Source organism: uncultured Ruegeria sp. (genome assembly GCF_947500045.1).
Lineage (GTDB): Bacteria > Pseudomonadota > Alphaproteobacteria > Rhodobacterales > Rhodobacteraceae > Ruegeria.
The window spans coordinates 382243-407749 of the sequence record NZ_CANMQQ010000003.1; the positions used below are offsets into that span (position 1 = coordinate 382243).

Genomic DNA, 25507 nt, shown 5'->3' on the forward strand with positions numbered 1-25507 from the left:
AAGGCAGTACCCCAGCATGGCAGGCCGCTCAGTTGTTGTAGGTGTCGGGCATTATTTACCGGAACGCGTCGTACCAAACTCCGAGTTCGAGAAAACGCTAGAAACAACGGACGAATGGATTCGCACCCGATCCGGTATCGAGCGGCGGCATTTCGCAGCTGAGGACGAGACCACCTCGGATCTGGCCACCAAAGCGGCCAAAGCTGCCTTGGCCGATGCCGGTCTGACGGCAGACGATATCGATGCGATTGTCCTGGCTACTTCGACCGCTGATCTAACCTTTCCGTCGGCCGCCACGATGGTGCAGGCCCAACTTGGCATGACCAAGGGCTTCGCCTTCGACGTGCAAGCCGTCTGTGCCGGGTTTGTCTTTGCGCTCAGCAATGCCAACGCTCTGATCCTGTCCGGCCAGGCGAAGCGCGTTCTGGTGATCGGGGCCGAGACCTTTTCGCGAATCATGGACTGGACCGACAGATCAACCTGCGTGCTGTTTGGTGACGGTGCAGGCGCGTTGGTTTTGGAAGAGCAAGAAGGGCAAGGCACCGCAGATGATCGTGGAATACTCGCCACTGATCTGAACTCGGACGGGCGGTATAAAGACCTGCTATATGTTGACGGTGGGGTTTCAACCCAGTCCACCGGCCATCTGCGGATGCAAGGCAATCAGGTCTTCCGGCATGCGGTCGAAAAACTGGCCCGAACAGCCGAAGTCGCGCTGGAACGTGCGGGTCTGACCGGCGACGACGTGGACTGGATCGTACCGCATCAGGCCAATATTCGTATTATACAGGGCACCGCCAAGAAAATGGGCCTGCCTATGGAAAACGTCGTCGTCACTGTTCAGGATCACGGCAATACGTCTGCCGCTTCGATTCCTCTGGCCCTGTCAGTCGGCAAGCAACGTGGCCAGATTAAACGCGGTGATCTGATCGTAACCGAGGCCATTGGCGGCGGTTTGGCATGGGGTGCAGTTGCTCTGCGCTGGTGACCGGCGCAATCCGGCTTACATAGCCGCTTGCAATTCATTGATATTGACAGCGAATTTCCCATCGCCGTATGTTCTACCATCAACAGGGGAATAGGTATGGGCGATAAAACACTGACCCGAATGGATCTGAGCGAGGCTGTCTTCCGCGAGGTTGGCCTGTCACGCAATGAAAGTGCGCAGCTGGTAGAAAGCGTATTGGACCACATGTCTGACGCGTTGGTGCGTGGCGAACAGGTTAAGATTTCGTCTTTTGGCACATTCAGCATTCGGGACAAAACCGCCCGCATCGGCCGCAACCCCAAAACCGGTGAAGAGGTTCCGATTCAGCCGCGCCGCGTGCTGACCTTCCGCCCGTCGCACCTGATGAAGGATCGCGTCGCTGCAGGGAACCGTAAGTAAGTTCAGGACATTTTGGTTATGAGTAAGTCCCCCGATGCCTTTCGCACCATAAGTGAAGTTGCGGACTGGCTCGGAGTTCAGGCTCATGTTCTGCGCTTTTGGGAAAGTAAGTTTACGCATGTGAAGCCGGTCAAGCGCGCCGGTGGTCGGCGGTACTACCGCCCGAATGACATGCGGCTGTTGGGTGGCATCAAGAAGCTGCTGCACGAAGACGGAACCACAATCAAAGGCGTTCAGAGGATATTGCGCGAACAAGGTGTCGCGCATGTCGCATCGCTTTCGCCCAATCTGGATGAAAACACGCCTGCCCCACTGGACGACGACACCGTCGTTCCGTTCACAGCAGAATCGAAGCAGCCGGCAAATCAGATCGACCTGGATCTAGGTGATCCTGAGGACACCCAGACTCCCTTGGTCGCAAAACCCGCCATTGACGAGCAATCCAGACCACAACCGGATGAGGTGGACGCAGCCCCTCTTATAGGTGGAATAGCCTCTTTGGCGTGGAATCGTTCAGAGTATGATGAAGAACTTCTGCATCAGATTGCGCCACTTGCGAAAGACCTGCGCAAGTGGCTGGATCGTGTTGAAAACCACGCGGCGGGATAGCAAAAAAGGCGATGATTTCCTCTTGCCCCTGCCGGGAAAGTCTTTATGAACACTCCAACGTCGGGCTATGGCGCAGCCTGGTAGCGCGTCCGTCTGGGGGACGGAAGGTCGCAGGTTCGAGTCCTGCTAGCCCGACCAAATCACACCGACGTTTATGGCACATAGGCCAGATCCCGCTCTGGCATCAGAGGGGATCGAGATGACAGGTGTTTGCCCGAACCAGCAGCTTGAGGCGATGATCGCGCGTGGTGAGATCGCAGCGATCCCGGACGTTATCCCGGAACAAGTGCAGCCCGCCAGCCTTGATCTTCGTTTAGGAACAGTGGCTTACCGTGTGCGCGCATCTTTTCTGGCCGGTGAAGGACGCACCGTCGCGGATCGTCTGGCTGAATTCGAGATGCATCGCATCGACATCACTGACGGGGCCGTTCTGGAAAAAGGCTGCGTCTATCTGGTGCCGCTGATGGAATCGCTCGCCCTGCCCGGCGATGTCAGCGCAGTGGCCAACGCCAAAAGCTCGACCGGGCGGCTTGACCTGCTCACGCGCACAATCACCGATGGTGGTGCCGAGTTTGATCGCGTTCCTGCAGGCTACAACGGCCCGCTTTATGCCGAAATTTGCCCCCGGTCCTTCTCGGTCCTCGTGCGTCCCGGCATGCGGCTGAACCAGATCCGCTTTCGTAAGGGTCAAGCCGTGCTTAGCGATGCAGAGCTAACCGCGCTGCATGGCCAGACTCCCCTGGTCGACGGGCCAGCGGTCATTCAGGACGGTTTGGGCTTTTCGGTCGATCTGCAACTGCCCGATACCGATCTGGTTGGGTATCGTGCCAAACCCCACACTGGCGTGATCGATCTGGACCGGATCGGGGAATACGACCCGCAGGAATACTGGGAAGAGGTGCACACCAAAGATGGTCGCATCATCCTCGACCCCGGCGCATTCTACATCCTTGTCAGCCGAGAGGCAGTGCATATCCCACCCATGTATGCCGCCGAAATGGCCCCCTATCTGGCCATGGTAGGCGAGTTCCGGGTGCATTACGCAGGGTTCTTTGACCCCGGATTCGGTCATGCCGAAGCCGGTGGTGCCGGATCGCGTGGCGTGCTCGAAGTGCGCTGCCACGAGGCACCCTTTGTGCTGGAACACGGGCAGGTCGTCGGGCGATTGGTTTATGAGAAGATGGCCGAGATGCCAACACAGCTATACGGCGCGGGCATTGCCTCGAACTATCAGGGGCAAGGTTTGAAACTATCTAAGCATTTCAGACCCGTAAGTTAGTTTTCAGAACTTCATGAAGCGGCGCAACTGGCGCGTTACCTGCTTCATTTGCTTGGCGCTCTGCTTCTGACGTGCGGCGGTATCGCGCATCTGACGGTCCCCTTCGGGGCTGATTTGGGTCTCTTCCCGACCTGGCTTGCGACCCGCACGGCTTGCCATATCGAACCCTTTGTCGACCCCACGGCTTACAAGTCGACGTGTCACCTGTCGTACGATCATATCGATGATCCGATTGGCGTTCATTTGCTCAACTCCGATTCCTGCGCGCTACGATAGGCGCGTTCTGCGGCATTAAAAGGGCTGTTCGATCACTCTTCCTCGAACAGCTCTGTCTGATCTTCATCTTCGTCTTCCTGCCCCTCGACCAACGGAACAGTACCCGGAGGCGGCCGGTTCTCCAGCAATCCAGCGGCGCGCAATTCCTTGAGGCCCGGCAGGTCGCGGGCATTTTCCAGACCGAAATGGTCCAGAAATTCGGGCGTGACAACGAATGTCACCGGGCGGCCCGGCGTCATACGGCGGCGGCCAAGGCGGATCCACTCCATTTCGAGCAATTGATCGATAGTCCCGCGCGAGACGGAGACCCCACGAATTTCCTCGATCTCGGCACGTGTGCAAGGCTGGTGATAGGCAACAATCGCCAGCGTCTCAACTGCGGCGCGACTCAGCTTGCGAGTCTCGACCGTTTCTTTCTGCATCAGAAAGCCCAGATCAGGGGCAGTGCGGATCGCCCAGGCCTCACCCACAGGTACCACACGTACGCCGCGCCCTTCATACCGTTTCTGCAGCAATTCAACAGCTTGTGCGGCGTTGCTGCCATGGGGCATCCGTGCTTCGAGATCGGCAATCGTAACTGGCTCAGCGCTGGCGAACAGCACGGCCTCAACCATTCGTTCCTGCTCGGCCAAGGGCGGCGCTTCGAATAAGGTGCCGGTCTCTTCTGGGGCGTCACTCACGTGTTTCGGTCCTTTTACGCAGATGGATCGGGGCAAAACTCTCGCTTTGCTTCATCTCCATATGTCCTTCCTTCACCAACTCCAGCGAGGCCGCAAATGTCGCAGCCGTGGCCGAGCGACGGCGCACCGGGTCGGCGTCCCAGCCTTCGGGCAGATAGGTTTCCATATCCGTCCACGCCCCCGCAAAACCGATCAGCGGGCGCATCCGTTCCAACGCCTGCTCCATCGTAAAGACGGCGTCACGGTCCATGACAAAGGGCCGGAATTCATCGCGGGTGCGGATACGCGCATAACCCTGCATCAGGTCCAGCAGCGTGGCGGAATAGGTTACAGTGCGGAGACGGGTGACATCTTCGCCTTGCCCGCGTTTGAAAAAATCGCGCCCAAGCTGATCGCGCGCCATCAGACGTGCAGCGGCGTCGCGCATGGCCTGCAAGCGTTCCAGTTGGAATGCAAGATGCGCGGCCAGTTCCTCACCCGAGGGGCCTTCGTCATCCGGGTCAGGGGGCAGCAGCAAGCGGGATTTGAGGAATGCCAACCACGCCGCCATCACCAGGTAGTCCGCCGCCAGCTCAATCCGCAGCTGACGCGCCTTTTCAACAAAGGTCAGATATTGCTGTGCCAGCGCAAGAACCGAGATTTTGCGCAGATCCACCTTTTGCGTACGTGACAGGGTTAGCAACACGTCAAGCGGGCCTTCAAACCCGTCGACGTCAACAATCAATGCCTCGGCTGCAAGCCGATCCGCGACCGAGACCGGGTCTTCGCTGAAAAGGTTATCCTGCATACACCTGCCCGCCCATTAGGGCAGATAGTTCAGCCTCGGCGGCCTGGATGTCAAGTTCCTGTGGCGGTAGTCGCTGCGCCAGCGCCCGATCTGCGCGGGCTTGTGCCATGTTGGACATTTCGCCAGCGGCCTGCAGCACCTGCGCGCGCGCATCGAACGTGCCATTGCAATGCAGAACCACATCGCAACCGGCGGCCAGCGCCTGACGGGTCAGATCAGCAGGTGTACCGTTGAGCGCCTTCATCGTGATATCGTCGGTCATGATCAAGCCATCAAATCCAATACGTTCACGGATCAGTGCAATCATCCCAGCAGATATCGTCGCAGGTCGAGGATCGATCTGATCGTAAACCAGATGCGCCGTCATCCCCATCGGCAGATCATTGAGCGCGCGGAACGGGACAAAATCGATTTCTTCAAGCGTTTCCAGCGGCAGATCTACGTGCGGTAAGTCGTGATGGCTGTCGAGCGTAGACAGACCGTGGCCTGGCATATGTTTCACCACCGGCAGCACACCGCCATCCAGATGACCGTTGGCGACGGCCCGACCAATCGCAGAGACCTGTTCCGGATCAGAGCCATAGCAACGGTTCTTCAAAAACGCATGTGTGTCGTCGCGGGCCAGATCAACCATCGGCGCGCAGTTACTGTCGATGCCCAGATCCAACAGCTCCTGCGCGATCAGACGATAGCGCAAATACATTGCGCGCTCAGCCTGTTCTCCGGCGCGTGCGACATGATCCATAGGGGGCATCCACTCGCGGGCTATCGGGGCGCGCAGGCGCTGTACGCGACCACCTTCCTGATCAATGGTGACCGGACAGTTCCGGCCAACAGCCTCGCGAAAGTCCGCACACAAAGCGCGGGTTTGATCGGCGGTTTCGATGTTGCGGGCAAACAAAATGAACCCGAACGGGTTCATCTCTTTGAACAGGTCTTTCTCATCCGACGTCAGGCGCAGTCCTTCGGCATCGGTGATAACTGCACCAAAGCTCACCTGACGGCGACCGGGATACAATCAGCGCCTTGCGCGACCAAAGCAGCGCAAAATTGACGCGATTCGCTCAGATCATCAAATCCCGAGACACGCAGGCGGTAGAAAGTGCGGCCACCACTTGATGTTTTCTGGATAACGCGTTGTTTTCCATCCATGTATTCGGCAAACCGACCATTCAGGCGCGCCCATTCGGCCTGCGCCACATCGGCGCTTTCATAAGCCCCAAGTTGAGCCAGCCGTGTGCCCTTTGGCAGTGCATCCGGGTCGACATCCAGACCAACAGCGGCCTTTACGGCGGCATTGATCGCCGCCTCAGTGGCGCTGTTTGACGAAATCGAGCTGGGAGTTGCACGCGCCGGACGCACCTGAGGGCGCAGCGACCGGCGCACACCCGGCAATGCTGCGATCTTCGGGTCGGGCAGTTGGGAGGCAAGGTCTGCCGGATCAATCGCAGGCTCTTCCTCAGGCGTGACCAACGACGCCAGCTGGACACCCTGCCCTTGCCCCTGCTCAGGCCTCGTTTCGGTAGAAAGCCCCTCGGCCAGAGCGTTGATAACGGCCTGATCCGTGACAGGCGCTTCGATCACTTGCACCGCATTCGTGGCCTCTAACGCGGCCATAGGCGTGTCTTCATCAGTCAATGAAACAGGACGCGGCGCAAGAATCAGGCGATCCGCCGGCGGTGCAGCGGTGCCAACGGCGGCGACGGCATTCACGGCCAGACCCTGATGATCCGCAGGCGTTCCGCCCGGATTCTCCGGCTGAATTCGCATGGGTCCTTCGGCAGCGCGCACTACCGGTACTCCGCTGACGTCGCGGATGATCAGTTGATAACCCCAGACACCGACGCCTGCGACCAGCGCCAGCGACGCAACCGCCCCCAGCACATTGACCAAGCGGCCCAGCCCAGCACCTGCGCGCGGGGCCTCATCATGGCCATAGCTTTCATCAGGATAATCATACGCATCCTGCGCGTGCGCTTGATTCGAGTAATGCATCTGCTCAGGGCTTTGCTGCCCTGAGTAATCGTAACGTGCCATATCCGCCTCACCGCCCGTTTCGCGCCTTAAAAAGATGGCACGCGGGTCATTTCTTGCCTACCTCGTACCGGCGGTTCGGGCGATATTGTTTACCGCATCTCCTGCGCCGGGGTAACGCCAAGAATACCCAAGCCCGCTGAAATCACAACAGAAACAGCGCGGGCCAATGCGATTTTCGACTGGCTTGTGGCAACATCGCCATCCTGGATAAAGCGCAACTGCGTTTCCTCATTGCCCTTGTTCCACAGTGCGTGGAAATCCCCTGCCAATTCATAGAGATAGAAGGCAACCCGGTGCGGTTCATTCGTGCGCGCCGCGATTTCAACCAGACGTGGCCATTCTGCCAGTTTCTTGGCAACCGTCAGCTCGGAGGTGTGATCGATCTTGCCCAGATCGGCCCCGGTAAGGGTCGCGTCATCCGCGGCAATCCCGGCCTCAGCCGCACGTCGCAGCACGCTCATGACGCGGGCGTGGGCGTATTGCACGTAAAACACGGGGTTTTCGCGGCTTTGTTCCAGCACCTTGTCGAAATCGAAATCCAAGGGCGCGTCGTTCTTGCGGGTCAGCATCACAAACCGGGTCACATCCGGCCCGACCTGATCGACCACATCGCGCAGGGTGACAAAGTTCCCTGCCCGCTTGGACATCTTGAACGGCTCGCCATTTTTCCAAAGCTTCACCAGTTGCGTCAGCTTGATATCCAGCGGCACCTTGCCATCGGACAGCGCCGAAACGGCGGCCTTCATCCGTTTGACATAGCCGCCGTGGTCGGCACCAAAAACGTCGATCAGCGCGTCATAGCCCCGGGTCACCTTGTCATAGTGATAGGCGATATCCGGGGCGAAATAGGTCCAGCTGCCGTCCGATTTCTTAACCGGGCGGTCAACGTCATCGCCATGCTCAGTCGATTTGAACAGCGTTTGCTCACGCGGTTCCCAATCCTCGGGCTTTTTGCCCTTGGGCGGCTCCAGCACGCCTTCGTAGATCAGGCCTTTGTCGGTCAGCGACTTCAACGCGGCCTCGATACGGCCCGTGCCATAAAGCGATTTTTCTGAGAAGAACACGTCCATCTCGACACCCAGCGCCTTCAGGTCGGCGCGGATCAAATCCATCATCGCTTCGGTCGAAAACGCGCGCAGCTCTTCCAGCCATTCGCTTTCCGGCTTATCAATCAGGCTATCGCCATACTTTTCTTTCAGCGCTTCACCGATCGGGATCAGATAATCGCCGGGATAAAGACCCTCGGCAATCTCGGGGCTTAGCCCGTTGGCCTCGCGATACCGTTCATACGCGGACCGTGCCAGCACATCCACCTGCGCGCCGCCATCGTTGATATAGTATTCGCGGGTCACGTCGTGGCCGGAATACGCAAGCAAACTCGCCAGAGCATCACCAAAAACAGCGCCCCGCGTGTGGCCGACATGCAGCGGACCGGTCGGATTGGCCGAGACATATTCCACATTGACCTTCTGGTCATGCCCCATGGTCGAGCGACCGTAATCCGTACCCTTTTCCAACACCGCTGCAAGCACGCCCTGCCAAACCGACGGCGCCAACCGCAAGTTCAAAAAGCCCGGCCCTGCAACTTCGGCGCTGATGATCCGATCATCCGCCGCCAGTTTCCCCGCCAGCACATCCGCAATGTCGCGCGGCTTCATCTTAGCCGGTTTTGCCAGCACCATCGCGGCGTTGGTCGCCATGTCGCCATGCGCCGCATCGCGCGGAGGTTCGACCGCTACGTTGTCAAAGCTCAGCCCCGCAGGCAGAGCGCCCTCGGACTGCATCTGCGCCAGCGCGTCCAGTACCAGGCTGCGGATCTCGGAAAACAGGTTCATTTCGAATGTCCTTTTGCTTGCCCGGCGGTTTACCACGCAAAGCGCCAAGGTCAATGGACGCCCAAAGTTTAGGCTTGGATTGGCGCCTAGGCTGGGTAATCTCGGCCCCGACCCCACCAACCGGAGAGCTGCCCATGCGCCGCGCCCTGCCCCTTGCCTTGCTGCTATCGACAGCCCTGCCCGCCTTAGCTGAGCTGCCGACGCCAAAAGGTCATGTCATCCTGACGCTGGGTGGTGCTGTCGGAGAAACAAATCTGCCTGCGCGCGCTGAGGATGATGGCGGTCTGCTGGGCTATCTGGAAGTCACGCATATGGGTGCGGCAGGTTTTGACCAAGCCATGCTGGACGGGCTCGCGCAAGTCGAGATCACCATCCCCTACGGTCCCTCGGAAAAAACAGCGCACCTATACCTTCTCTGGCCCTTTGCTTTCTGACGTCATGACGATGGCCGGGGCCGAGGGGAAATCCGCCCTGCCCATGGCAATGGACGGCTATCAGGCGGAAATACCATGGCAAAGCATTGAGACCCACCAGCCCATCGTGGCCACCCATGCGGACGGCGCACCGATGGGTATCGGTGGCTATGGCCCCACGATGATTGTCTTCCCACCCTCGGATGATGCCGAGCTGGCCCAGACGCAGGCCAGCCAACAGGTCTGGGCCATCGCCTATATCGCGATCGAGTGATCACCCGTCAGCCTGGCGTGATCCTGCAGCGCAAACCTGTCAGTCATACCGGCAATATAATCCGAGACGATCCGCGCGAGCGCCGTTTCATCGGCTGCTGCCTCAATATCATTGTGCCAATGTCCGGGCATCTGTTTCGGGTCGCTCAGGTAAATCGGGAATAGTTCCTCGACCACTCGACTAACCTCGGTACGTACCCGCATTACGCTGGGGGCACGATACATACGAGAAAAGAGGAACGTCCGGATCTGCTTGAGATCTGCCCAAACCGCATCCGAGAATTGAATGACCGGATACCCCAGATGTCGGATATCCTCGACCGATTGCGCCCCTGAAGTCGAGATCAACCCACCCGACGTGTCAATCACGTCCGACACCATCACACCAAAGACCCGCCGTAAGGCCTCGTGCCGACGGCGATACGGGTCGAGACCCGGATATTTGGCGTCCACTTCAGCAAAACAGGCATCAATAATGGGAAGCTGTTGAATATCCTCGTCGCTGAACAACCCGGCCCGCAACCCATCAAACAGATCGTGGTTGTTATACGCTATGTCATCCGAAAGCGCGGCCACCTGCGCCTCAGCACTCGCATGCGTATGCAATTCCAGATCAAAGTCCTGATTGAACTCAGCCAAGGCCCAAGGCAATTCACCAACCACAGGACCATTGTGCTTGGCGATGCCCTCCAGGCATTCCCAGGTCAGGTTGCACCCATCGAACTCGGCATAGTGACGCTCAAGCTTGGTCACGATCCGAATGGCCTGCGCGTTGTGGTCGAAACCACCATAAGGCTTCATCAAAGCGTGCAGCGCATCTTCGCCCGTATGCCCGAACGGAGTGTGACCCAGATCATGCGCCAGCGCCACGGCCTCAGTCAGTTCCGGATTCAATCCCAACGCGCCAGCAATAGTCCGCGCCACCTGCGCCACTTCGATCGAGTGGGTCAAACGCGTACGATAGCTGTCGCCTTCATGCTCCACAAAGACCTGCGTCTTGTGTTTCAAGCGCCGAAAGGCGCTGGCATGAATGATCCTGTCGCGGTCGCGCTGAAAGCACGACCGAAAACTGCTCTCTTCCTCCGGTACAAACCGCCCCCTAGCGCGGCCTGGATCCGAGGCAAAATCCGCTCTGTCCAAAGGTCTTGTCCTTGTCGCCTGTCTTCAGGTTTCATATATGGTACGGTGCTAAGGAAATAAACCTTTGGAGACCGGCATGAATCTGCCCCCCACAGTCACAGATCGCGCATTCGACCGCCTGGCCGAGATTGGAGCCGCAGATCAGGGTCAGGCCCTGCGTGTTGCAGTGGAAGGCGGTGGATGTTCTGGGTTTCAATACGAAATCGCGCTGGATCAGCCGAAAGAAGACGATTTGGTGCTGGAAGGCAAAGGGCAAAAGGTAATCGTTGACTCGATTTCTCTGCCGTTTCTGGAAAACGCGGTGATTGATTTCACACAGGAACTGATCGGTGCGCGGTTCGTGATCGAGAACCCCAACGCTACATCCTCTTGCGGATGCGGTACGTCATTTTCGATGTAGCACCGGTGGGGGCTTTGCCCCCACACCCCCAAGGTATTTTTAGCCAGATGAAGAGGGATCCGCTCTCTGACCATCGAAGTCAGAGAGCTTCACCTGGCGCGGTCATCGGCGCCTCCGCCTGTACCGCATCGTCATTTTCTACAAGTTTGGTTAAAAATTCGTTTCTTCATCTGGCTAAAAATACCTCGGAGCGCGAGGCAGAGCCTCGCTAACCCGCTCCGATCCTTGCCGTCGGGTGCATTCTGCGCGATAGGTTGCCAATGGCACCGGAGGAACGCGCATGAAAATCGCCACATTCAACATCAATGGCATCAAAGCGCGGGCTGAAGCTCTGCCGCGTTGGCTGGATGATGCGCATCCGGATGTTGTGCTACTGCAGGAAATCAAATCAATTGATGAGAATTTCCCGCGCGAGATGTTCGAAGAGCGCGGATATAACGTAGAAACCCACGGTCAAAAAAGCTTCAACGGCGTTGCGATCCTTTCGAAACTTCCGCTCGAGGATGTGTCCCGAGGTTTGCCCGGCGATGATACCGATGAGCAAGCGCGCTGGATCGAAGCGACGGTCATCGGGGAAAAGGCGCTCCGCATTTGCGGGCTGTACCTGCCCAACGGAAATCCCGTGCCGGGTCCGAAATATGACTACAAGCTCGCCTGGATGGAGCGTCTATATGATCGCGCACGCGAATTGCTTGCATCCGAAGAACCCGCGCTGATGGCGGGGGATTACAACATCATTCCGCAGGCCGAGGACGCAAAGCGCCCTGACGCGTGGCGTGAGGATGCGCTGTTTCGGCCAGAAAGTCGCATGGCCTTTCGGAAAATCTTGAATCTGGGGTTCACCGAAGCCTTTCGCGCACGCACGCAAGGTTCGGGACATTATTCATTCTGGGATTATCAGGCAGGCGCGTGGAACAAAAACGACGGAATTCGCATCGATCATTTCCTGCTGACGCCTCAGGCGGCCGATCTGATGCGGGATTGTCGGATTGATTCCGAGATCCGTGGGCACGAAAAACCCTCGGACCATGTACCGGTCTGGGTCGATCTCGATCTCTGAAGACCTACGCTGTCACGTCGTAGTCATAGATCCAGTCATAGCGTCGCGCCAAGCGTGGGCCAATCGCCATCAACGCCGTCTGCGCGGCCAACCTCATTGGTCCGCGCAGGTGGAAGTTGCGCGCGTTGGCCCCTGCGGCCGCAACCACCTGCTGAGCCCTTGGACGGCGGTGGCTTTCATAGGCGGCAAGCGCTTTCTCTATGCTTGACTGCTCATCGAAGGCGCGCGCCAACATCCAGGCGTCTTCAAGCGCAAGGCATGCCCCTTGAGCCATAAATGGCAGCGTCGGATGGGCCGCATCCCCTAGCAAGGCAACCCGCCCATTCTGCCAGCACTCCGCGACTGGCCGCAGGAACAGAGCCCAGACATAAGGTTCCTGAACTTTTCGTAGGATTTCGCCAACAAGCCCCCCGAAATCAGCAAATCGCGCTTGCAAATCTTCTGGGTCACCACGTCGATTCCAACCCTCTTCCTGCCAGTCGGACCGCTCTTCAATCGCAACGATGTTCATCAATGTATGGTTACGCAGAGGATATGTTACCACATGCCGCCCGGGCCCCATTGTTAAAACTGCGCATGGATTTTGATCGCGGCGCTCCCAAGGGATCGTCGCCCTCCAAGCTACCTGATGTGTGAATTCCGGCGCCTCCGGGCCGTTCAGACCTGATCGGATTTCGCTTCGCCCTCCATCAGCGCCAATCGCGCAATCAACACGCAGCCGAGTGCCGTCTGTCAGAACAATCTCGGCATCTGTCGGATGCTTGTACACTCGCGCAACTCGTGCGCCCAATCGGAACTCAACACTGTCGCGAATGGCAGCCTTGTGCAGCAAACCCAGCAAATCGGCACGATGATAGTAATAGGTTGGCCCTGCGACCGGAGCCGGTATATCGCTTACAGATCGCCCAGCCCGAAAATCGCGGAGCATTGACCCAACTGACTTTAAGCCCGCCTCGGGAGGTTCCCCCACGACATTTAGGGCACGCAGCACCACCATTCCGTTTTCGCTGATTTGTAATCCGGCGCCTACCTCAGTCAATTCGATTGCCTGCTCAAGAATCGTGACCTTGGCCCCACGTTGGCGCAGGGCCAGCGCCGCAGCCACGCCGCCGATCCCGCCGCCGATGACACAGAAATTCAGACCATTAATGTTCATGGCACTGCCATAACGCAAAAACGCCGAGGCGACAGGCCCCGGCGTCGGTGTTTTGTTGTGATTTTCCAGCGATCAATCGTCGCGGTGAACCTTTTCGCGACGCTCGTGGCGCTCTTGCGCTTCCAATGTCATTGTCGCAATCGGACGTGCGTCCAGCCGCTTTAATGAGATCGGATCGCCAGTTTTCTCGCAATATCCGTACTCACCCTCATCAATCCGGCGCAGGGCCGAGTCGATCTTGGCGACCAGCTTGCGCTGGCGATCCCGCGTGCGCAATTCAAGCGCGCGGTCGGTCTCTTCGCTTGCGCGATCGGCGACATCGGGAATGTTTCGGGTATTGTCCTGCAGCCCTTCGATCGTATCGCGGCTGCCTGCGAGTAGTTCTGTCTTCCAATCCATCAGCTTGCGACGAAAATACTCAAGCTGTCGATCATTCATGAAAGGTTCATCTTCGGCCGGGCGATAATCCTCCGGCAGAAAAACTTCCTGCTTCATATTTGCTCCCTCGGTATGGCCTGAAACGTCGGTCGCTGTAGTATTACCTGACATTCGGCACCCCCTTCTGCGGAGCGTTTATCCGACAGCGCAGAGATTGTCACTACACAAACGTGTACCCCTGCACCGGGTCGCTCCGGCTGATCTAACATTGAGACTTGTAACAACAAAACCTTGTTTTTCTGTGGTTATCGCAGGGCGATTTTCAGGCAACCTCAACCATTGGAGTATCCCGCGCTGAACGAATCGCCTGAAATGGGCTGAACTCTCAGCAAAGTCCGCACCTTCGCGACGCAGCGGCCCGGCTTGTAAAAAATGCCCCTCCTCTGTAACCCGGGCTGAACAGAAGCAGCCCGCCCATCTCGCGAAATCATATGAGGGGTCCCATGACCGCACGTTTCCAAGGCACCGCAGAATATGTTGCCACCGACGATCTGACCATTGCCGTGAACGCCGCCGTCACGCTGGAGCGTCCGCTACTGGTCAAGGGTGAGCCCGGCACCGGCAAGACCGAGCTGGCCAAACAGGTTGCCGGGGCGCTGGGGCTGACCATGATCGAGTGGAACGTGAAATCCACCACCCGCGCCCAGCAAGGGCTTTATGAATACGATGCGGTCAGCCGTCTGCGCGACAGCCAGTTGGGCGATGAACGTGTGCACGATGTGTCAAATTATATCCGCAAGGGTAAGCTGTGGCAGGCATTTGACGCGGATGAAAAGGTCGTGCTGCTGATCGACGAGATCGACAAGGCCGATATCGAATTCCCCAACGACCTGTTGCAGGAACTCGATAAGATGGAGTTCCATGTTTACGAGACCGGCGAGACAATCCGGGCCAAGCACCGCCCCATTGTGATCATCACATCGAATAACGAAAAGGAACTGCCTGACGCATTTTTGCGCCGCTGTTTCTTCCACTACATCCGCTTCCCGGACGAGGCCACAATGCGCCGCATCGTCGAAGTGCATCACCCCGGTATCAAAGACGCGCTGCTAACGACCGCGCTGACCCAGTTCTACGAGGTCCGCGAGACGCAAGGGTTGAAGAAAAAGCCTTCGACTTCGGAAGTGCTGGACTGGCTGAAGCTGTTGCTGGCCGAGGACCTGAGCGCCGAGGACCTCAAACGCGACGGGGCAAACGCGTTACCGAAACTGCATGGTGCGCTGCTGAAGAATGAACAAGACGTACATCTGTTCGAACGACTGGCCTTCATGGCACGCAGCAAGCGGTGATCACCGCTTGTCATTGGTGCGGTCGGATGTCAGCATTGCATTAACGAAAGACCCCGCGTTAATCGGGTCTCAAGAGCAGGAAACTATTGAATGTCTACCGCACCCGTGATCCGCCGCTTGCGCCCTGACGACCGGGATCAATGGGCCGAGATGTGGCGCGACTATCTGGCCTTTTATGAAACCGAGGTGGCGGATGCGATTTACGAAAGTACCTTTGCGCGCCTCTTAGGCAATGATCCGCAAGACTTTTCCTGTTTCGTGGCTGAGGTTGATGGCCAACTGGTCGGACTGACCCATTACCTGTTTCATCGCCACGCATGGAAGGTCGAACGCGTCTGCTATCTGCAGGATCTCTATGCCCGCCCCAACGCGCGAGGCACCGGTGTTGGGCGCGCCCTGATTCAGGCCGTTTATGACGAGGCTGACCGGCAAGAGGCCCCTTCCGTCTATTGGCTGACACAGGATAACAACCATACCGCGCGCAAGCTGTATGACCGCATCGGCAAGTTGTCGCCGTTCCTGAAGTATCAGCGCCCATGACCCGTTTGGCCGCAGCCCTCCTGTTGGCGACTTTATCCGCCTGCACCGCCGTTGACAGGGTTGAGGTTCCGACCCGGACGAAGGTGATCGAGGCGTCACTGCCACCCACCAAGTCCTTTGGCGCTGCCCGCCCCGTCGCTGCCACGCGTTCGAACAAGAATATCGCGGCCGATTTCCTGTCGCTGCACTTCGCGCTGGAAAGCGGCGCGGAACTACCGGTCTTCACCCGGTTTGATGAACCTATCACGGTGCGCCTGACAGGCACGCCCCCACAATCGATGCAGACCGACCTCAGCCGGTTGCTGGCTCGACTGCAACGAGAGGCGCAGATCGATATCCGCCAGATACCCGAGGGTCAGGCGAATATCACCATCGAGGCCGTAAGCCAGAAACAAATCCGCCGTATCCTGCCACAGGCGGCCTGTTTCGTCGTCCCGAACTCATCAAGCCTTGAAGAATACCGGCGCGACCGGCGCAAAAGCAAAAGCAACTGGACCGAGCTGCGCAGCCGTGAACGGATCGGGATTTTCATCCCCTATGATGCCAGCCCACAGGAAATTCGGGATTGCCTGCATGAAGAACTGGCGCAGGCGCTCGGGCCGCTGAACGACCTCTACCGCCTACCGGATTCGGTATTCAATGACGATAATTTCCACACGGTTCTGACCGGGTTCGACATGTTGATCCTGCGCACAGCTTATGCGCCCGAGTTGCAAAACGGCATGACGCACGAACAGGTTGCGGCGACCCTTCCCGGCGTACTCAGCCGTCTGAACCCCCGCGGGGATCGCGTTTCGCCACAGCCGGTGACCGAGACACCCCGCGCCTGGATCAACGCGGTGCAGCGCGCATTGGGGGCTGGCGCGGGTTCATCCAAGCGGATCAATGCCGCGAACGAAGCGGCCCGGATCGGGCAACAGCAAGGCTGGACGGATCACCGCCGCGCCTATCCGCACTACCTGTTGGGCCGTATGGGCCAGTTCGACGATCCCCAAGCCGCGCAGCAGCAATATGACATTGCCATGAAGTTTCTAAAGACCACCCCAGGAACCGAGGTTCAGCGCGCGCATATCACCGCACAGACTGCGGCGTTTGCATTGGCGCAGGGGCGAGGGGCGCAAGCTCTGCCAGAGCTGAACTCTGCGATCGATGTCATGACACGATCCGAAAACGCCGCCCTGCTGGCGACCTTGCTGCTGCTGAAATCCGAGGCATTGCGGCAATCCGGCCAGATCGATCAAGCACGCAGCGTTCGGCTGGACAGTATCGGATGGGCGCGCTACGGCTTCGGCTCGGATTTGGTGGTGCGCTCGGTCACGCAGGATATCGCGCAGTCGGCCGCCACAAGCACAGGTGGATAACGGCATATGATAGTGGTTTTGGGCATGGCACTTCTGGGCGCATTATTGGGCGTCCGAACAGCACGAAAACGCAACGGCAGCGGTGCGGATTTGGCCCAATATGCAGCTGGTTACGGAATCGCCTTTGCGCTGATCGGGCTGGTGATCTCACTGGTTCTGGTACGACTGGTTTAGAACTATGTTCCTGCCCTTTTTCGAAAACCTCCGAAACACCGGTATCCCCGTTTCCTTGCGCGAATACTTGACCTTTCTGGAGGGGATGAAAAAGGGCCTGGCCACCTATGATGTTGAGGCGTTCTACTATCTCGCCCGCGTGTCCATGGTGAAGGACGAGCGCAACATCGACAAATTCGACCGCGCCTTTGCCGCCAGTTTTGAAGGCCTGGGTGAAATCAGTCTCGACCAGGTGTTGGAAGCCGTTGATATTCCCGCTGAGTGGCTGAAGAAGATGGCCGAAAAGCACCTGTCCGAAGAAGAAAAGGCCGAGATCGAGGCACTTGGCGGTTTCGACAAACTGATGGAGACACTGCGCGAGCGCCTCAAGGACCAGCAAAGCCGCCATCAGGGTGGCAACAAGTGGATCGGGACCGCAGGAACCTCACCATTCGGTGCCTATGGCTATAACCCCGAAGGCGTCCGCATCGGTCAGAGTGAAAGTCGTCACCAACGCGCGGTCAAGGTCTGGGACAAGCGTGAATTCAAGAACCTCGACGACACAGTCGAACTGGGCACGCGCAACATCAAAGTTGCCCTGAAACGTTTGCGCCGCTGGGCGCGTGAAGGCGCGGTGGAAGAGCTGGATTTGGATGGCACGATCCGCGCCACTGCCGAGCACGGTTATCTGGACGTCAAGACCCGCCCCGAGCGTCATAACGCCGTCAAGGTGCTGCTGTTTTTGGACGTGGGCGGTTCTATGGACCCGCATATCAAGGTGGTGGAAGAGCTGTTCTCGGCCGCGCGAACCGAGTTCAAGCATCTGGAATACTACTACTTCCACAACTGCCTGTATGAAGGCGTCTGGCGCGACAATCACCGCCGCTGGGACCAGCAGACCCCGACACATGTGGTGCTGCGCACATACGGCCCGGATTACAAATGTATTTTCGTCGGCGACGCCTCGATGAGCCCTTACGAAATCGCCTATCCCGGTGGTGCAAATGAGCATTGGAACCAGGAGGCCGGTCAGGTCTGGCTTGGGCGCGCACGGGAACAATGGGCATCAAATCTGTGGATCAATCCGGTGCCCGAAAAGTACTGGGAATACACCCATTCTATCGGAATGATCCGCGAGATTTTCGAGGATCGCATGGTGCCGATGACGCTGGCCGGGTTGGAACAGGGGATGCGGGCCCTGACGCGGTAAACCGCTTCTCTTACCGTCGACGCCAAGCATTGAGTTTGTAAGTGCTTTCTGGCACCAATAAGTTATCGCTTAATTATTTCATTCATCCCAGTTTTCAAAGGATACCGCGATGTCTTTTCCCGAATTTATCACAAATTTCCCCGGCATCGACGTGCCCTTTCCCGAAGATGTTGTCACCACTGCGGTGGTAAAATCTGACTCTGGGTTGGTCGCATTCTTCACATTCCACAAAGACATGGAGCTTCCAATGCATGCGCATGGCGCCCAGTGGGGAACTGTCGTTGAGGGAGAGATCGAACTCACCATTGGTGGATCGACCAGGATTTACAGACCCGGTGACAGCTATTCCATTCCAGCCGGGGTCGAGCATGGGGCGAATATCAAGGCTGGCGCAAAAGTCATTGATGTTTTTGAAGAGGCTGACCGCTACGCTCTCAAAGGTTAAAGCCCGCGCAAGACATCGGGCATATGAGATCATGGCCTCGCCGGTTCTCGATTATAAGCGACGGTCTGGTGCTGCAAGAAACGGAAGGCTCATCTGGTGCACAAACCAACCCCGCTGATCGGAACATGGTCCCTGATTGATTGGTATAACGAGACGGAAACCGGCGAGCGCCTGTATCCGCTTGGTCCGAACGCCACAGGTTACATCAGCTACTCTCAAGATGGTTTTGTCTTTGTACATATGATGGCCTCTGATCGGGTATCGTTTGAGACAAGTGATCCATTTGGAGGTTCTACGGCCGAGGATTCCAAGGCCTATAAGACGCAGATCACCTATGCAGGGCGGTACGAATATCACGGGGATCACGTGATACATCATGTCACACAGGCTTCGTTCCCGAACTGGATCGGGACAGAACAGGTTCGTCAGGTCTCATTTTCCGGTCAGAACCTTCACCTCAGCGCCACAAACGCCGTCTTTCAAGGGCAAAAGGTCAACGCGTTTGTTGAATGGAGACGGGCGGTAACTTGAACTAGCCGCCGGGAAACCGGCCGATTGGCAATTCTGTGATTTTCATTGCCCTTGCGGCGCGGTGCCCCCATATCTAACCCATGCTTCGCCTAACACCAATCCTTCTGGCTATCGCCTATGCCGTTGTGATGTACCGAATTTCGGTCTGGCGGACGCATCGCGAGCTGGACGTAAAATCAACCGAGTTGGCTGACCCCGCGCTCAAGCGGATGACAGACCGGTTAGCGGCGGCTTTGGAAATCGACCGGGTGCCAGTCTACATCTACGAAATTGATCCGGTGAACGGGCTGGCCGCGCCGGATGGGCGAATATTCATCACGCGCGGGTTCTATCGCAAATTTGGAAATGGCGAAGTTTCCGCCGAAGAAATGGCCAGCGTCATCGCGCATGAGCTGGGCCATGTCGCCCTTGGCCACGCGCGGAAGCGGATGATTGATTTCTCAGGTCAGAATGCATTGCGGGCGGCATTGATGATGCTGCTAAATCGTTTCATCCCGTTCATCGGTGCGTGGATCGCGAATATGCTGACCCATCTACTCGCCTCTCGCCTTTCACGAAGTGATGAATACGAAGCAGATGAATATGCCGCTGCGCTGTTGACCAAGGCCGGAATCGGGATCGGGCCGCAGAAGTCGTTGTTCCATAAGCTCGAGGATCTGACGCAGCAGCGTGCAGGTGTGGTTCCGGCTTGGCTGATGAGCCATCCGAAGACGGATGAGCGGATTGCTGCGCTGGAGGTTCTGGAACAGAAATGGGGCACAGGTAGATAGGTTCGGATGCGAGGGCCAGCCCCTCGCGCTCCCCGAGGTATTTATTGCCAGATGAAAGGGATCCCGCGCTAACTGGTGAGGGCTTTACCCAAACGAGGCAGGCGGGCTTTTTTCATAAGTGCGCGCAAAGTCCATTGATTGCCGGACAGTCGGTTGGCCTCGGATAGTACGGTGTCGGCAACTTGGGTCACTCCGTCTGGGTCAGTCAGCCAAAAGCCATGCAGGAAACCATCTGGATCGTGCCGGTTGAGCCCTTCGTCTGCGAGAAGATTCTTAGGGAAATCCTTTGCATTGACGGTAACGATGACATCGGCTGAGCTGGCAACCGCCGTTGCCAGAACATGGATATCACCCGCATCCGGCAACCACAGGCGTTGTTCCGTTCCGGGTGCTGCGGGGTGCGTCGCATTTGCCCAATTGGCCTGAACCAGTGCGATTTCAGCGCGCGCCTGCGCCTCGCCTTCGGGGCCGAGTTTGCGGGCCGCGCGAGCCCATTCTTCGAGGATACGCGCAGACCAAACGGGGGTGAAATGGCCGAGCTTGGCAGCCCCAAGCAACATCTCTCGCATCACCGTTGGATAGATGACGCAGGTATCCAGAACTGCTTTCACAGCCGGTAGAACACTGCTTTGAGATAGCCGCTTTCGGCCAGCTGCGGCAGCTGCGGATGATCCGGGCCGGCAAAGCCTGTGTGGATCAGTTGGGCCTGCCGCCCTGCCCGTCCGATCCCCCGCGCTGAGGCATCGCGGAACCGTCCCAAATCAGCGGCGTGTGAACAGGAACAGAGGCCAAGGTAGCCGCCCGGCTTGACCAGTTGGGCGGCAAGACGTGCGATACGTTCATAGGCGCGCAGACCTGCGTCTAACGCTTGTTTCGACGGCGCAAAGGCCGGAGGATCACAGATGACAATATCGAATGTCGCGCCCTCTTCGCCCAGATTGGTCAAAACCTCGAAAGCATCGCCTTGTCGGGTTTGGAAGCGGTCAGCAAATCCAGACGCATGGGCGCCGCTGGTTGCCAACTCCAGCGCCGCTGCAGATCCGTCGACTGAAAGCGCCTGCGCGGCACCGCCTGCCAGCATCGCCAGACCGAAGCCACCGACATGGCTGAACACATCCAGCACATGCGCGCCGGGGTGAACCAGCTTGGCAGCAAAGGCATGGTTGGGACGCTGGTCATAGAACAGGCCGGTTTTCTGCCCATCGGTCAGATCGGCCATATAGGTCGCTCCATTCATTGGCACCGGCAGAGGTTCCTCGGGTGCGGTGCCGTGCAGGGTCAGGCTTGTGTCGTCCAAACCTTCCAACCAGCGCGTGCGGCCTGAGGCATTTTTCAACACGGTGCTGACCCCGGTCACCTTGACGAGCGCATCGGTCAGCGCATCCAGATGCGCCTCGGCCCAGGCGGCGTTTGGCTGGATCACGCAAGCCTCGCCGAACCGGTCGATAATGACGCCCGGGAATCCATCCGCCTCGGCATGGATCAGACGGTAGTAAGGCGCATCAAACAAGTTTTCACGCATCTCAAGTGCATGGCGCAGGCGCGTTTCGAACCAATCTGCGTCCAATTGCGCCTTGATGTCCCGATCCAGCACTCGGCACATGATTTTTGATGCTGGGTTCACCGCAACCAGAGCAATTGGTGCGCGCTTATCATCTTCGAGGACTGCCAAAGCTCCGGTCTCGATTTTGCGGGTCCGGCGGTCGGTCACGATGTCATTGGCATAGACCCAGGGAAACCCGTGTCTCAGGCCACGCGCGTTGGCCTTGGGTTTCAAACGAATACGGGGGCGCTCGGATGAATTTGTCATGGCGCCCTCATAGTCGCGAATGCGAAGCGGTAAAAGCCCTGTTATCGGTTGCGATTACGCCAGCCGCCACGCCGTCTGGGCGCTTGAGCAGCCTGCAACCCTTCGGCCAGAACCTGTGTCATCGGATGATCTGCAGCCTGAGATGAATAGATCGAATGCAAACCGATCAGAGCCTGTTGCTGATCGCGTTCTTCTGGCAGGCTTAGCGCCCAATCCAGGAAGATGCTGCGGCATTCGGGCAAGGTGATGCCGTCGATGCGATACGCCTCGCGGATCAGGCCTTTGTGATCGTTTGGATCATCACTGCGTGCCATCTTCATTCTCCCCGACCACGCTGCCAATCAATTGGGCGGCGATGCTGTAACTGTCCTGCAACGCGGATTGTAGCTTCTCGACCCGATCAAATCCGGTGGCTCGGCACAGGAAGGCAGTCCCCCCCTCACCGATCTTATCGGCCTCGATCGTCTTTCCCGACAGCAGCCGCGCTGCACATTGCACCGACCAGCATAGATCGTAACAGTCCTTGAGGGTTTGCGCCTGCGCGACATCCAGCAACCCGGCAGCGACCGCGCCGTCCAGACCCGAAGGAACATCGCGCTGTGGGAACCCGGCCAGCAACGCCCCGGATTCGGCCAACAGTTCGATATCCATCATCCGGCCCGGCCCGTTCTTGGCGTCCCATACCCCAGCAGGCGCCTTGGCGGCGGCCAGCCTACCGCGCATATCCGCGACCTCTTTCAGTACCTTTTTTCGGTCGCGCGGGCGCGACAAGAATTCGGTGCGGAAGGTTTCGATATCCTTGGCCAGATCGGTGTTCCCTGCGACCACATCGGCGCGGGTCAGCGCCAGATGTTCCCAAACCCAGGCCTCATTCTGCTGATAGTTGGTGAAACTGGCCCAACTGGTGGCTACCGGCCCCTGATTGCCCGACGGTCGCAAGCGCATGTCGACCTCATATAGACGCCCTTGCGACATCGGCGCGCTTAGCGCTGTGATCAAAGCCTGGGTAAAACGGGCAAAATATGTCCGTGTGGCCAGCGGGCGGGGGCCGTCGGACATATCCTGATCCAACGGGTCATAGATGACGATCATGTCCAGATCGGATTGTGAGTTTATCCGCCCTGCCCCAAGCGATCCCATTCCCAATACCGCAGCGCCACGCCCCGGTGCAGGGCCATGTTTTTTTGCAAATTCTTCCACGACACAGGGCAGCACCGCGGCGATTACGGCCTTTGCCAGCTCGGCATATTGTTGCCCGGCTTGCCCCCCGTCGATCAGTCCGCGCAGATGATGAACGCCGATGCGAAAGTGCCATTCTTTGCACCAGCGGCGCGCCAGATCGAGCCGCGTTTCATAGTCGCTTTCTTCCGCCAAAGCGTGGGCAAGTTCGGCTTGCAACGTCGCCCGACCGGGCCAGTCACTAAAGAAACTGCCGCCGATCACCGCGTCGAAGACAGAGGCATTGCCCGACAGATGGGTGGCGAGCGCGTGCGAAGTACCGACAATGTCGATCAGCAGGTCGATCAGTTGCGGGTTCGCCTCGAACAAGGAAAACAGCTGTACCCCTGCCGGCAGTCCCGAAAGAAACCCATCCAATGCCAGCAGCGCTTCTTCAGGTTTCGCGGTCTTTGCCAATCGCGACAGCAGTTCGGGCTTAAGACGTTCGAATATCCGAGCCCCACGCTGCGACCGAAGTGCGGGATAGGCGGGCCAGCGGGCCAGCACGCCCTTGTCGAACTCGACCTCCTGCACCTGCGTGGGCGATGCACCTGGACCGGGGGCAAAGAATCCTTCGGTCAGCTCGTGCACTTCCGTCAGGCGGCGGGTCAAATCAGTGGTCAGTTCATCGCTGCTGATGCCCATCAGGCAGGCGACCCGTTCGATGCCGTCCTCTGAGTTCGGAATTTTATGGGTTTGCGCGTCATGTACCATCTGGATGCGATGCTCGACCTCGCGATGGGCGCGATAATGATCCGTAAGTTTCTCGGCAACATCGGCGGGCACCCAGCCTTTCGACGCCAGCGCCGCCAAACCGGGCACAGTTCCGCGCACCCGCAAGTCTGGATCGCGACCACCGGCGATTAACTGTCGGGTCTGAGTAAAAAACTCGATCTCGCGAATACCGCCCTGCCCCAACTTCATATCGTGACCGGGGATCGAAAGGCTACCGCCCGTCCCTTTGTTCTCACGTATGCGCAGACGCATGTCATGGGCATCCTGGATGGCAGCAAAATCCAGATGCCGCCGCCAAACAAACGGGCGCAACGTGTCCAGAAACCGCTGCCCCGCGGCAATATCCCCGGCACAGGGGCGCGCTTTGATATAAGCTGCACGCTCCCACGTGCGGCCAAGGCTTTCATAATATCGCTCTGCTGCTTCCAACGCCAAACAAACCGGAGTGACCGCCGGGTCGGGGCGTAGGCGAAGATCCGTGCGAAAGACGTATCCATCCGCCGTTTTATCGCTGAGGGTCGCGCAGAAATTCCGTGTGGCGCGCACCATCCCCTGCCGCGCGTCAAAGAAGTCATCAGGGTCAAATCTGGTCTCATCGAACATCACGATCAGATCAATATCAGAGCTGTAGTTCAGCTCGTGCGCCCCCATTTTACCCATGGCAAGAATGACCATACCGGCAGCAGTTTCGACGTCATCCTCGACCATGCCGGGCAGTTTCCCACGCCGGATCAACGCTGCAATTTCGGTCTTAGCTGCTACGTCGGCCGCCAACGCTCCAAAATCGGTCAGCACGGTCGTGACCTTTTCCAACGGCCAAGCACCGGCCAAATCCGCAAGCGCCGTCAGCAAAGCCATGCGCCGTTTCGCCTGCCGAAGACCAGGTTTCAACAGGTCCGGGGATAGTTTGCGCACCTCCTCCATCACGTCTGCCAATGCTAGATCCGGCTGATGCAACGCTTGCGGCAGCCAACCCTGCTCTTGATCGATCAACGCTTTGAGGTAGGGGCTGGAGCCCGCGGTGCCTTCGATCAATTCGCCTTGTTCGGCAGTCAACTCGGGTAGCGCTGCGCGTGTCTCTTGCCCCAGTTCGGTATGAAAGGCACGCGGCAGGCGGTTAATTACAAGTGCCTGGCTCATACTTGATCCAATGGCGTATCCTGGCTGAAGCTGTTGATCCAGACGTCATGCCGCCGCTCCCACAGGGATGAGATCAGCATCGCCTCCCATGTCTCCGTATCAGGCCGCAGATAATCGGCGCGATACGAGAGCAGAACAACATCCGCCGACAACACGCGCAATCTGATATCGCTAAGTTCATATTCCTTCATCGTGGGTGCATCCGCGAACTGCCCCACGTGATCGTCGCGATTGGCAAAGCCAGATGGATAGACGCCCAGAAAATCAGGGGTCAGCAACGCCCGGTCCGCCTGAGCATTGCCTTCAACCAGCGCCGTCCACACTTGTTTCTCCAGCGAAAGGATCTGATCAAGCGTCGGGGCGGATTTGTTTTCAATATCTTGCATGCGCTGAAATTGCGCCTGTTCCATGACCGCGTCAACCAATCAGCTGCAACAACCCACAAAATGTAAATCTTTTTCACATTCGCATCTTGCAATCCCGGTTGCCCCCTCCCATCTAGGAAATGTGAAAAGCATTTACATCCTAACTGGAG

General features: G+C 58.1%; 30 protein-coding genes and 1 tRNA gene. 17 read left to right on the forward strand and 14 right to left on the reverse strand.

All coding sequences use genetic code 11. The annotated features are described in order from the left end of the window. The first annotated feature begins 16 nt into the window (after positions 1-16). The 5 genes from Q1B46_RS07775 (at position 17) to Q1B46_RS07795 (ending at position 3275) form a co-directional block, all read left to right on the forward strand. Positions 17-988: a beta-ketoacyl-ACP synthase III gene (locus tag Q1B46_RS07775; RefSeq protein ID WP_299660985.1), complete on the forward strand. Its 972-nt coding sequence runs from the start codon at positions 17-19 to the stop codon at positions 986-988. Between the two features lie 96 nt (positions 989-1084). Further along, positions 1085-1387: an integration host factor subunit alpha gene (gene ihfA / locus Q1B46_RS07780; protein WP_299660988.1), complete on the forward strand. Its 303-nt coding sequence runs from the start codon at positions 1085-1087 to the stop codon at positions 1385-1387. A gap of 18 nt (positions 1388-1405) precedes the next feature. After that, positions 1406-1996, forward strand: coding sequence for a MerR family transcriptional regulator (locus Q1B46_RS07785; RefSeq protein ID WP_299946563.1), 591 nt, complete (start codon positions 1406-1408; stop codon positions 1994-1996). A gap of 61 nt (positions 1997-2057) precedes the next feature. After that, positions 2058-2134: transfer RNA gene (locus Q1B46_RS07790), tRNA-Pro, on the forward strand. Positions 2135-2195: 61 nt separating this feature from the next. Beyond that, positions 2196-3275, forward strand: a complete 1080-nt coding sequence (locus Q1B46_RS07795; RefSeq protein ID WP_299946565.1) for a 2'-deoxycytidine 5'-triphosphate deaminase — start codon at positions 2196-2198, stop codon at positions 3273-3275. Positions 3276-3278: 3 nt separating this feature from the next. Here the strand turns inward: Q1B46_RS07795 and Q1B46_RS07800 are convergent, their stop codons facing one another. From Q1B46_RS07800 to argS, 6 genes are all read right to left on the reverse strand, one after another. Beyond that, the gene (locus tag Q1B46_RS07800) at positions 3279-3518 is read right to left on the reverse strand and encodes a hypothetical protein (protein WP_299946567.1); all 240 of its coding nucleotides are present in this window, start codon (positions 3516-3518) and stop codon (positions 3279-3281) included. A gap of 65 nt (positions 3519-3583) precedes the next feature. Then, positions 3584-4231, reverse strand: a complete 648-nt coding sequence (scpB, locus tag Q1B46_RS07805) for an SMC-Scp complex subunit ScpB (RefSeq protein ID WP_299660999.1) — start codon at positions 4229-4231, stop codon at positions 3584-3586. Further along, positions 4224-5018, reverse strand: coding sequence for a ScpA family protein (locus tag Q1B46_RS07810; RefSeq protein WP_299946570.1), 795 nt, complete (start codon positions 5016-5018; stop codon positions 4224-4226). The genes scpB and Q1B46_RS07810 overlap by 8 nt, the downstream gene beginning before the upstream one ends. Further along, positions 5008-6015, reverse strand: coding sequence for a beta-N-acetylhexosaminidase (gene nagZ / locus Q1B46_RS07815; RefSeq protein ID WP_299946573.1), 1008 nt, complete (start codon positions 6013-6015; stop codon positions 5008-5010). Before nagZ ends, Q1B46_RS07810 begins: the two co-directional genes overlap by 11 nt. Next, positions 6012-7055, reverse strand: a complete 1044-nt coding sequence (locus tag Q1B46_RS07820; RefSeq protein WP_299946575.1) for an SPOR domain-containing protein — start codon at positions 7053-7055, stop codon at positions 6012-6014. Before Q1B46_RS07820 ends, nagZ begins: the two co-directional genes overlap by 4 nt. Positions 7056-7144: 89 nt before the next feature. Beyond that, positions 7145-8890: an arginine--tRNA ligase gene (gene argS / locus Q1B46_RS07825; protein WP_299946577.1), complete on the reverse strand. Its 1746-nt coding sequence runs from the start codon at positions 8888-8890 to the stop codon at positions 7145-7147. Positions 8891-8943: 53 nt separating this feature from the next. Here argS and Q1B46_RS07830 point away from each other — a divergent pair, with 53 nt between their 5' ends. Together Q1B46_RS07830 and Q1B46_RS07835 are read left to right on the forward strand one after the other, a co-directional pair. Next, the gene (locus tag Q1B46_RS07830; RefSeq protein ID WP_299946579.1) at positions 8944-9324 is read left to right on the forward strand and encodes a hypothetical protein; all 381 of its coding nucleotides are present in this window, start codon (positions 8944-8946) and stop codon (positions 9322-9324) included. A 4-nt stretch (positions 9325-9328) separates the two neighbouring features. After that, positions 9329-9577, forward strand: a complete 249-nt coding sequence (locus Q1B46_RS07835; RefSeq protein WP_299946582.1) for a hypothetical protein — start codon at positions 9329-9331, stop codon at positions 9575-9577. Here the strand turns inward: Q1B46_RS07835 and Q1B46_RS07840 are convergent. Then, positions 9559-10716 (reverse strand): deoxyguanosinetriphosphate triphosphohydrolase, encoded by a 1158-nt coding sequence (locus Q1B46_RS07840; protein ID WP_299946584.1) that lies wholly within the window; start codon positions 10714-10716, stop codon positions 9559-9561. The two genes, Q1B46_RS07835 and Q1B46_RS07840, sit on opposite strands and share 19 nt — an antisense overlap. Positions 10717-10792: 76 nt before the next feature. Here Q1B46_RS07840 and Q1B46_RS07845 point away from each other — a divergent pair, with 76 nt between their 5' ends. Together Q1B46_RS07845 and xth are read left to right on the forward strand one after the other, a co-directional pair. Beyond that, positions 10793-11116 carry an iron-sulfur cluster assembly accessory protein gene (locus Q1B46_RS07845; protein ID WP_299661017.1) on the forward strand — a complete coding sequence of 108 codons (324 nt, stop codon included), beginning with the start codon at positions 10793-10795 and terminating at the stop codon, positions 11114-11116. A gap of 280 nt (positions 11117-11396) precedes the next feature. Next, positions 11397-12176: an exodeoxyribonuclease III gene (xth, locus tag Q1B46_RS07850; RefSeq protein ID WP_299946586.1), complete on the forward strand. Its 780-nt coding sequence runs from the start codon at positions 11397-11399 to the stop codon at positions 12174-12176. 4 nt (positions 12177-12180) lie between these two features. On the opposite strand, the gene Q1B46_RS07855 is transcribed toward xth, so the two are convergent. Further along, on the reverse strand, positions 12181-13332 hold the full coding sequence (locus Q1B46_RS07855; protein WP_299946588.1) for an FAD-dependent monooxygenase: 1152 nt from the start codon (positions 13330-13332) through the stop codon (positions 12181-12183). A gap of 72 nt (positions 13333-13404) precedes the next feature. After that, entirely contained in the window at positions 13405-13827 is a 423-nt protein-coding gene (gene dksA, locus Q1B46_RS07860) for an RNA polymerase-binding protein DksA (protein WP_039537084.1), read from the reverse strand. A gap of 386 nt (positions 13828-14213) precedes the next feature. Here dksA and Q1B46_RS07865 point away from each other — a divergent pair, with 386 nt between their 5' ends. From Q1B46_RS07865 to Q1B46_RS07900, 8 genes are all read left to right on the forward strand, one after another. Beyond that, positions 14214-15059: a MoxR family ATPase gene (locus Q1B46_RS07865; protein WP_299946590.1), complete on the forward strand. Its 846-nt coding sequence runs from the start codon at positions 14214-14216 to the stop codon at positions 15057-15059. Positions 15060-15149: 90 nt separating this feature from the next. Beyond that, on the forward strand, positions 15150-15599 hold the full coding sequence (locus Q1B46_RS07870) for a GNAT family N-acetyltransferase (protein ID WP_299946592.1): 450 nt from the start codon (positions 15150-15152) through the stop codon (positions 15597-15599). Then, positions 15596-16960, forward strand: a complete 1365-nt coding sequence (locus Q1B46_RS07875) for a DUF2927 domain-containing protein (RefSeq protein WP_299946594.1) — start codon at positions 15596-15598, stop codon at positions 16958-16960. Before Q1B46_RS07870 ends, Q1B46_RS07875 begins: the two co-directional genes overlap by 4 nt. A gap of 6 nt (positions 16961-16966) precedes the next feature. Continuing rightward, positions 16967-17134: a hypothetical protein gene (locus Q1B46_RS07880; RefSeq protein WP_299661035.1), complete on the forward strand. Its 168-nt coding sequence runs from the start codon at positions 16967-16969 to the stop codon at positions 17132-17134. A gap of 4 nt (positions 17135-17138) precedes the next feature. Beyond that, entirely contained in the window at positions 17139-18323 is a 1185-nt protein-coding gene (locus tag Q1B46_RS07885) for a VWA domain-containing protein (RefSeq protein WP_299946597.1), read from the forward strand. A gap of 109 nt (positions 18324-18432) precedes the next feature. Beyond that, positions 18433-18768, forward strand: a complete 336-nt coding sequence (locus tag Q1B46_RS07890) for a cupin domain-containing protein (RefSeq protein WP_299946599.1) — start codon at positions 18433-18435, stop codon at positions 18766-18768. A gap of 96 nt (positions 18769-18864) precedes the next feature. Beyond that, positions 18865-19299 (forward strand): lipocalin-like domain-containing protein, encoded by a 435-nt coding sequence (locus Q1B46_RS07895; RefSeq protein ID WP_299946602.1) that lies wholly within the window; start codon positions 18865-18867, stop codon positions 19297-19299. Positions 19300-19379: 80 nt separating this feature from the next. Then, positions 19380-20069 carry a M48 family metallopeptidase gene (locus Q1B46_RS07900; protein WP_299946604.1) on the forward strand — a complete coding sequence of 230 codons (690 nt, stop codon included), beginning with the start codon at positions 19380-19382 and terminating at the stop codon, positions 20067-20069. Positions 20070-20137: 68 nt separating this feature from the next. On the opposite strand, the gene Q1B46_RS07905 is transcribed toward Q1B46_RS07900, so the two are convergent. From Q1B46_RS07905 to Q1B46_RS07925, 5 genes are read right to left on the reverse strand one after another with little or no spacing between them, the layout of a single operon-like run. Further along, positions 20138-20680, reverse strand: a complete 543-nt coding sequence (locus Q1B46_RS07905) for an RSP_2648 family PIN domain-containing protein (protein WP_299946606.1) — start codon at positions 20678-20680, stop codon at positions 20138-20140. Then, positions 20677-21879, reverse strand: a complete 1203-nt coding sequence (locus Q1B46_RS07910; RefSeq protein ID WP_299946608.1) for an RSP_2647 family RNA methyltransferase — start codon at positions 21877-21879, stop codon at positions 20677-20679. The genes Q1B46_RS07905 and Q1B46_RS07910 overlap by 4 nt, the downstream gene beginning before the upstream one ends. Before the next feature lie 41 nt (positions 21880-21920). After that, positions 21921-22193, reverse strand: a complete 273-nt coding sequence (locus Q1B46_RS07915; protein WP_299946610.1) for a hypothetical protein — start codon at positions 22191-22193, stop codon at positions 21921-21923. After that, on the reverse strand, positions 22180-24972 hold the full coding sequence (locus tag Q1B46_RS07920) for a glutamine-synthetase adenylyltransferase (RefSeq protein ID WP_299946612.1): 2793 nt from the start codon (positions 24970-24972) through the stop codon (positions 22180-22182). The genes Q1B46_RS07915 and Q1B46_RS07920 overlap by 14 nt, the downstream gene beginning before the upstream one ends. Further along, on the reverse strand, positions 24969-25358 hold the full coding sequence (locus Q1B46_RS07925; RefSeq protein WP_299946614.1) for a nuclear transport factor 2 family protein: 390 nt from the start codon (positions 25356-25358) through the stop codon (positions 24969-24971). Before Q1B46_RS07925 ends, Q1B46_RS07920 begins: the two co-directional genes overlap by 4 nt. Positions 25359-25507 lie beyond the last annotated feature (149 nt).

Bases quoted from the DNA above. Each gene is read 5' to 3' on its own strand.
- Q1B46_RS07775 (WP_299660985.1), top strand. From the start codon at position 17: ATGGCAGGCCGCTCAGTTGTTGTAGGTGTCGGGCATTATTTACCGGAA.
- Q1B46_RS07910 (WP_299946608.1), bottom strand. From the start codon at position 21,879: ATGACAAATTCATCCGAGCGCCCCCGTATTCGTTTGAAACCCAAGGCC.
- Q1B46_RS07915 (WP_299946610.1), bottom strand. From the start codon at position 22,193: ATGGCACGCAGTGATGATCCAAACGATCACAAAGGCCTGATCCGCGAG.
- Q1B46_RS07810 (WP_299946570.1), bottom strand. From the start codon at position 5,018: ATGCAGGATAACCTTTTCAGCGAAGACCCGGTCTCGGTCGCGGATCGG.
- Q1B46_RS07820 (WP_299946575.1), bottom strand. From the start codon at position 7,055: ATGGCACGTTACGATTACTCAGGGCAGCAAAGCCCTGAGCAGATGCAT.
- Q1B46_RS07880 (WP_299661035.1), top strand. From the start codon at position 16,967: ATGATAGTGGTTTTGGGCATGGCACTTCTGGGCGCATTATTGGGCGTC.
- Q1B46_RS07925 (WP_299946614.1), bottom strand. From the start codon at position 25,358: ATGCAAGATATTGAAAACAAATCCGCCCCGACGCTTGATCAGATCCTT.
- Q1B46_RS07865 (WP_299946590.1), top strand. From the start codon at position 14,214: ATGACCGCACGTTTCCAAGGCACCGCAGAATATGTTGCCACCGACGAT.
- Q1B46_RS07795 (WP_299946565.1), top strand. From the start codon at position 2,196: ATGACAGGTGTTTGCCCGAACCAGCAGCTTGAGGCGATGATCGCGCGT.
- Q1B46_RS07785 (WP_299946563.1), top strand. From the start codon at position 1,406: ATGAGTAAGTCCCCCGATGCCTTTCGCACCATAAGTGAAGTTGCGGAC.
- Q1B46_RS07870 (WP_299946592.1), top strand. From the start codon at position 15,150: ATGTCTACCGCACCCGTGATCCGCCGCTTGCGCCCTGACGACCGGGAT.
- ihfA (WP_299660988.1), top strand. From the start codon at position 1,085: ATGGGCGATAAAACACTGACCCGAATGGATCTGAGCGAGGCTGTCTTC.
- Q1B46_RS07830 (WP_299946579.1), top strand. From the start codon at position 8,944: ATGGACGCCCAAAGTTTAGGCTTGGATTGGCGCCTAGGCTGGGTAATC.
- Q1B46_RS07920 (WP_299946612.1), bottom strand. From the start codon at position 24,972: ATGAGCCAGGCACTTGTAATTAACCGCCTGCCGCGTGCCTTTCATACC.
- xth (WP_299946586.1), top strand. From the start codon at position 11,397: ATGAAAATCGCCACATTCAACATCAATGGCATCAAAGCGCGGGCTGAA.
- Q1B46_RS07845 (WP_299661017.1), top strand. From the start codon at position 10,793: ATGAATCTGCCCCCCACAGTCACAGATCGCGCATTCGACCGCCTGGCC.
- Q1B46_RS07800 (WP_299946567.1), bottom strand. From the start codon at position 3,518: ATGAACGCCAATCGGATCATCGATATGATCGTACGACAGGTGACACGT.
- Q1B46_RS07835 (WP_299946582.1), top strand. From the start codon at position 9,329: ATGACGATGGCCGGGGCCGAGGGGAAATCCGCCCTGCCCATGGCAATG.
- Q1B46_RS07890 (WP_299946599.1), top strand. From the start codon at position 18,433: ATGTCTTTTCCCGAATTTATCACAAATTTCCCCGGCATCGACGTGCCC.
- Q1B46_RS07875 (WP_299946594.1), top strand. From the start codon at position 15,596: ATGACCCGTTTGGCCGCAGCCCTCCTGTTGGCGACTTTATCCGCCTGC.
- dksA (WP_039537084.1), bottom strand. From the start codon at position 13,827: ATGAAGCAGGAAGTTTTTCTGCCGGAGGATTATCGCCCGGCCGAAGAT.
- argS (WP_299946577.1), bottom strand. From the start codon at position 8,890: ATGAACCTGTTTTCCGAGATCCGCAGCCTGGTACTGGACGCGCTGGCG.
- Q1B46_RS07855 (WP_299946588.1), bottom strand. From the start codon at position 13,332: ATGAACATTAATGGTCTGAATTTCTGTGTCATCGGCGGCGGGATCGGC.
- Q1B46_RS07885 (WP_299946597.1), top strand. From the start codon at position 17,139: ATGTTCCTGCCCTTTTTCGAAAACCTCCGAAACACCGGTATCCCCGTT.
- Q1B46_RS07900 (WP_299946604.1), top strand. From the start codon at position 19,380: ATGCTTCGCCTAACACCAATCCTTCTGGCTATCGCCTATGCCGTTGTG.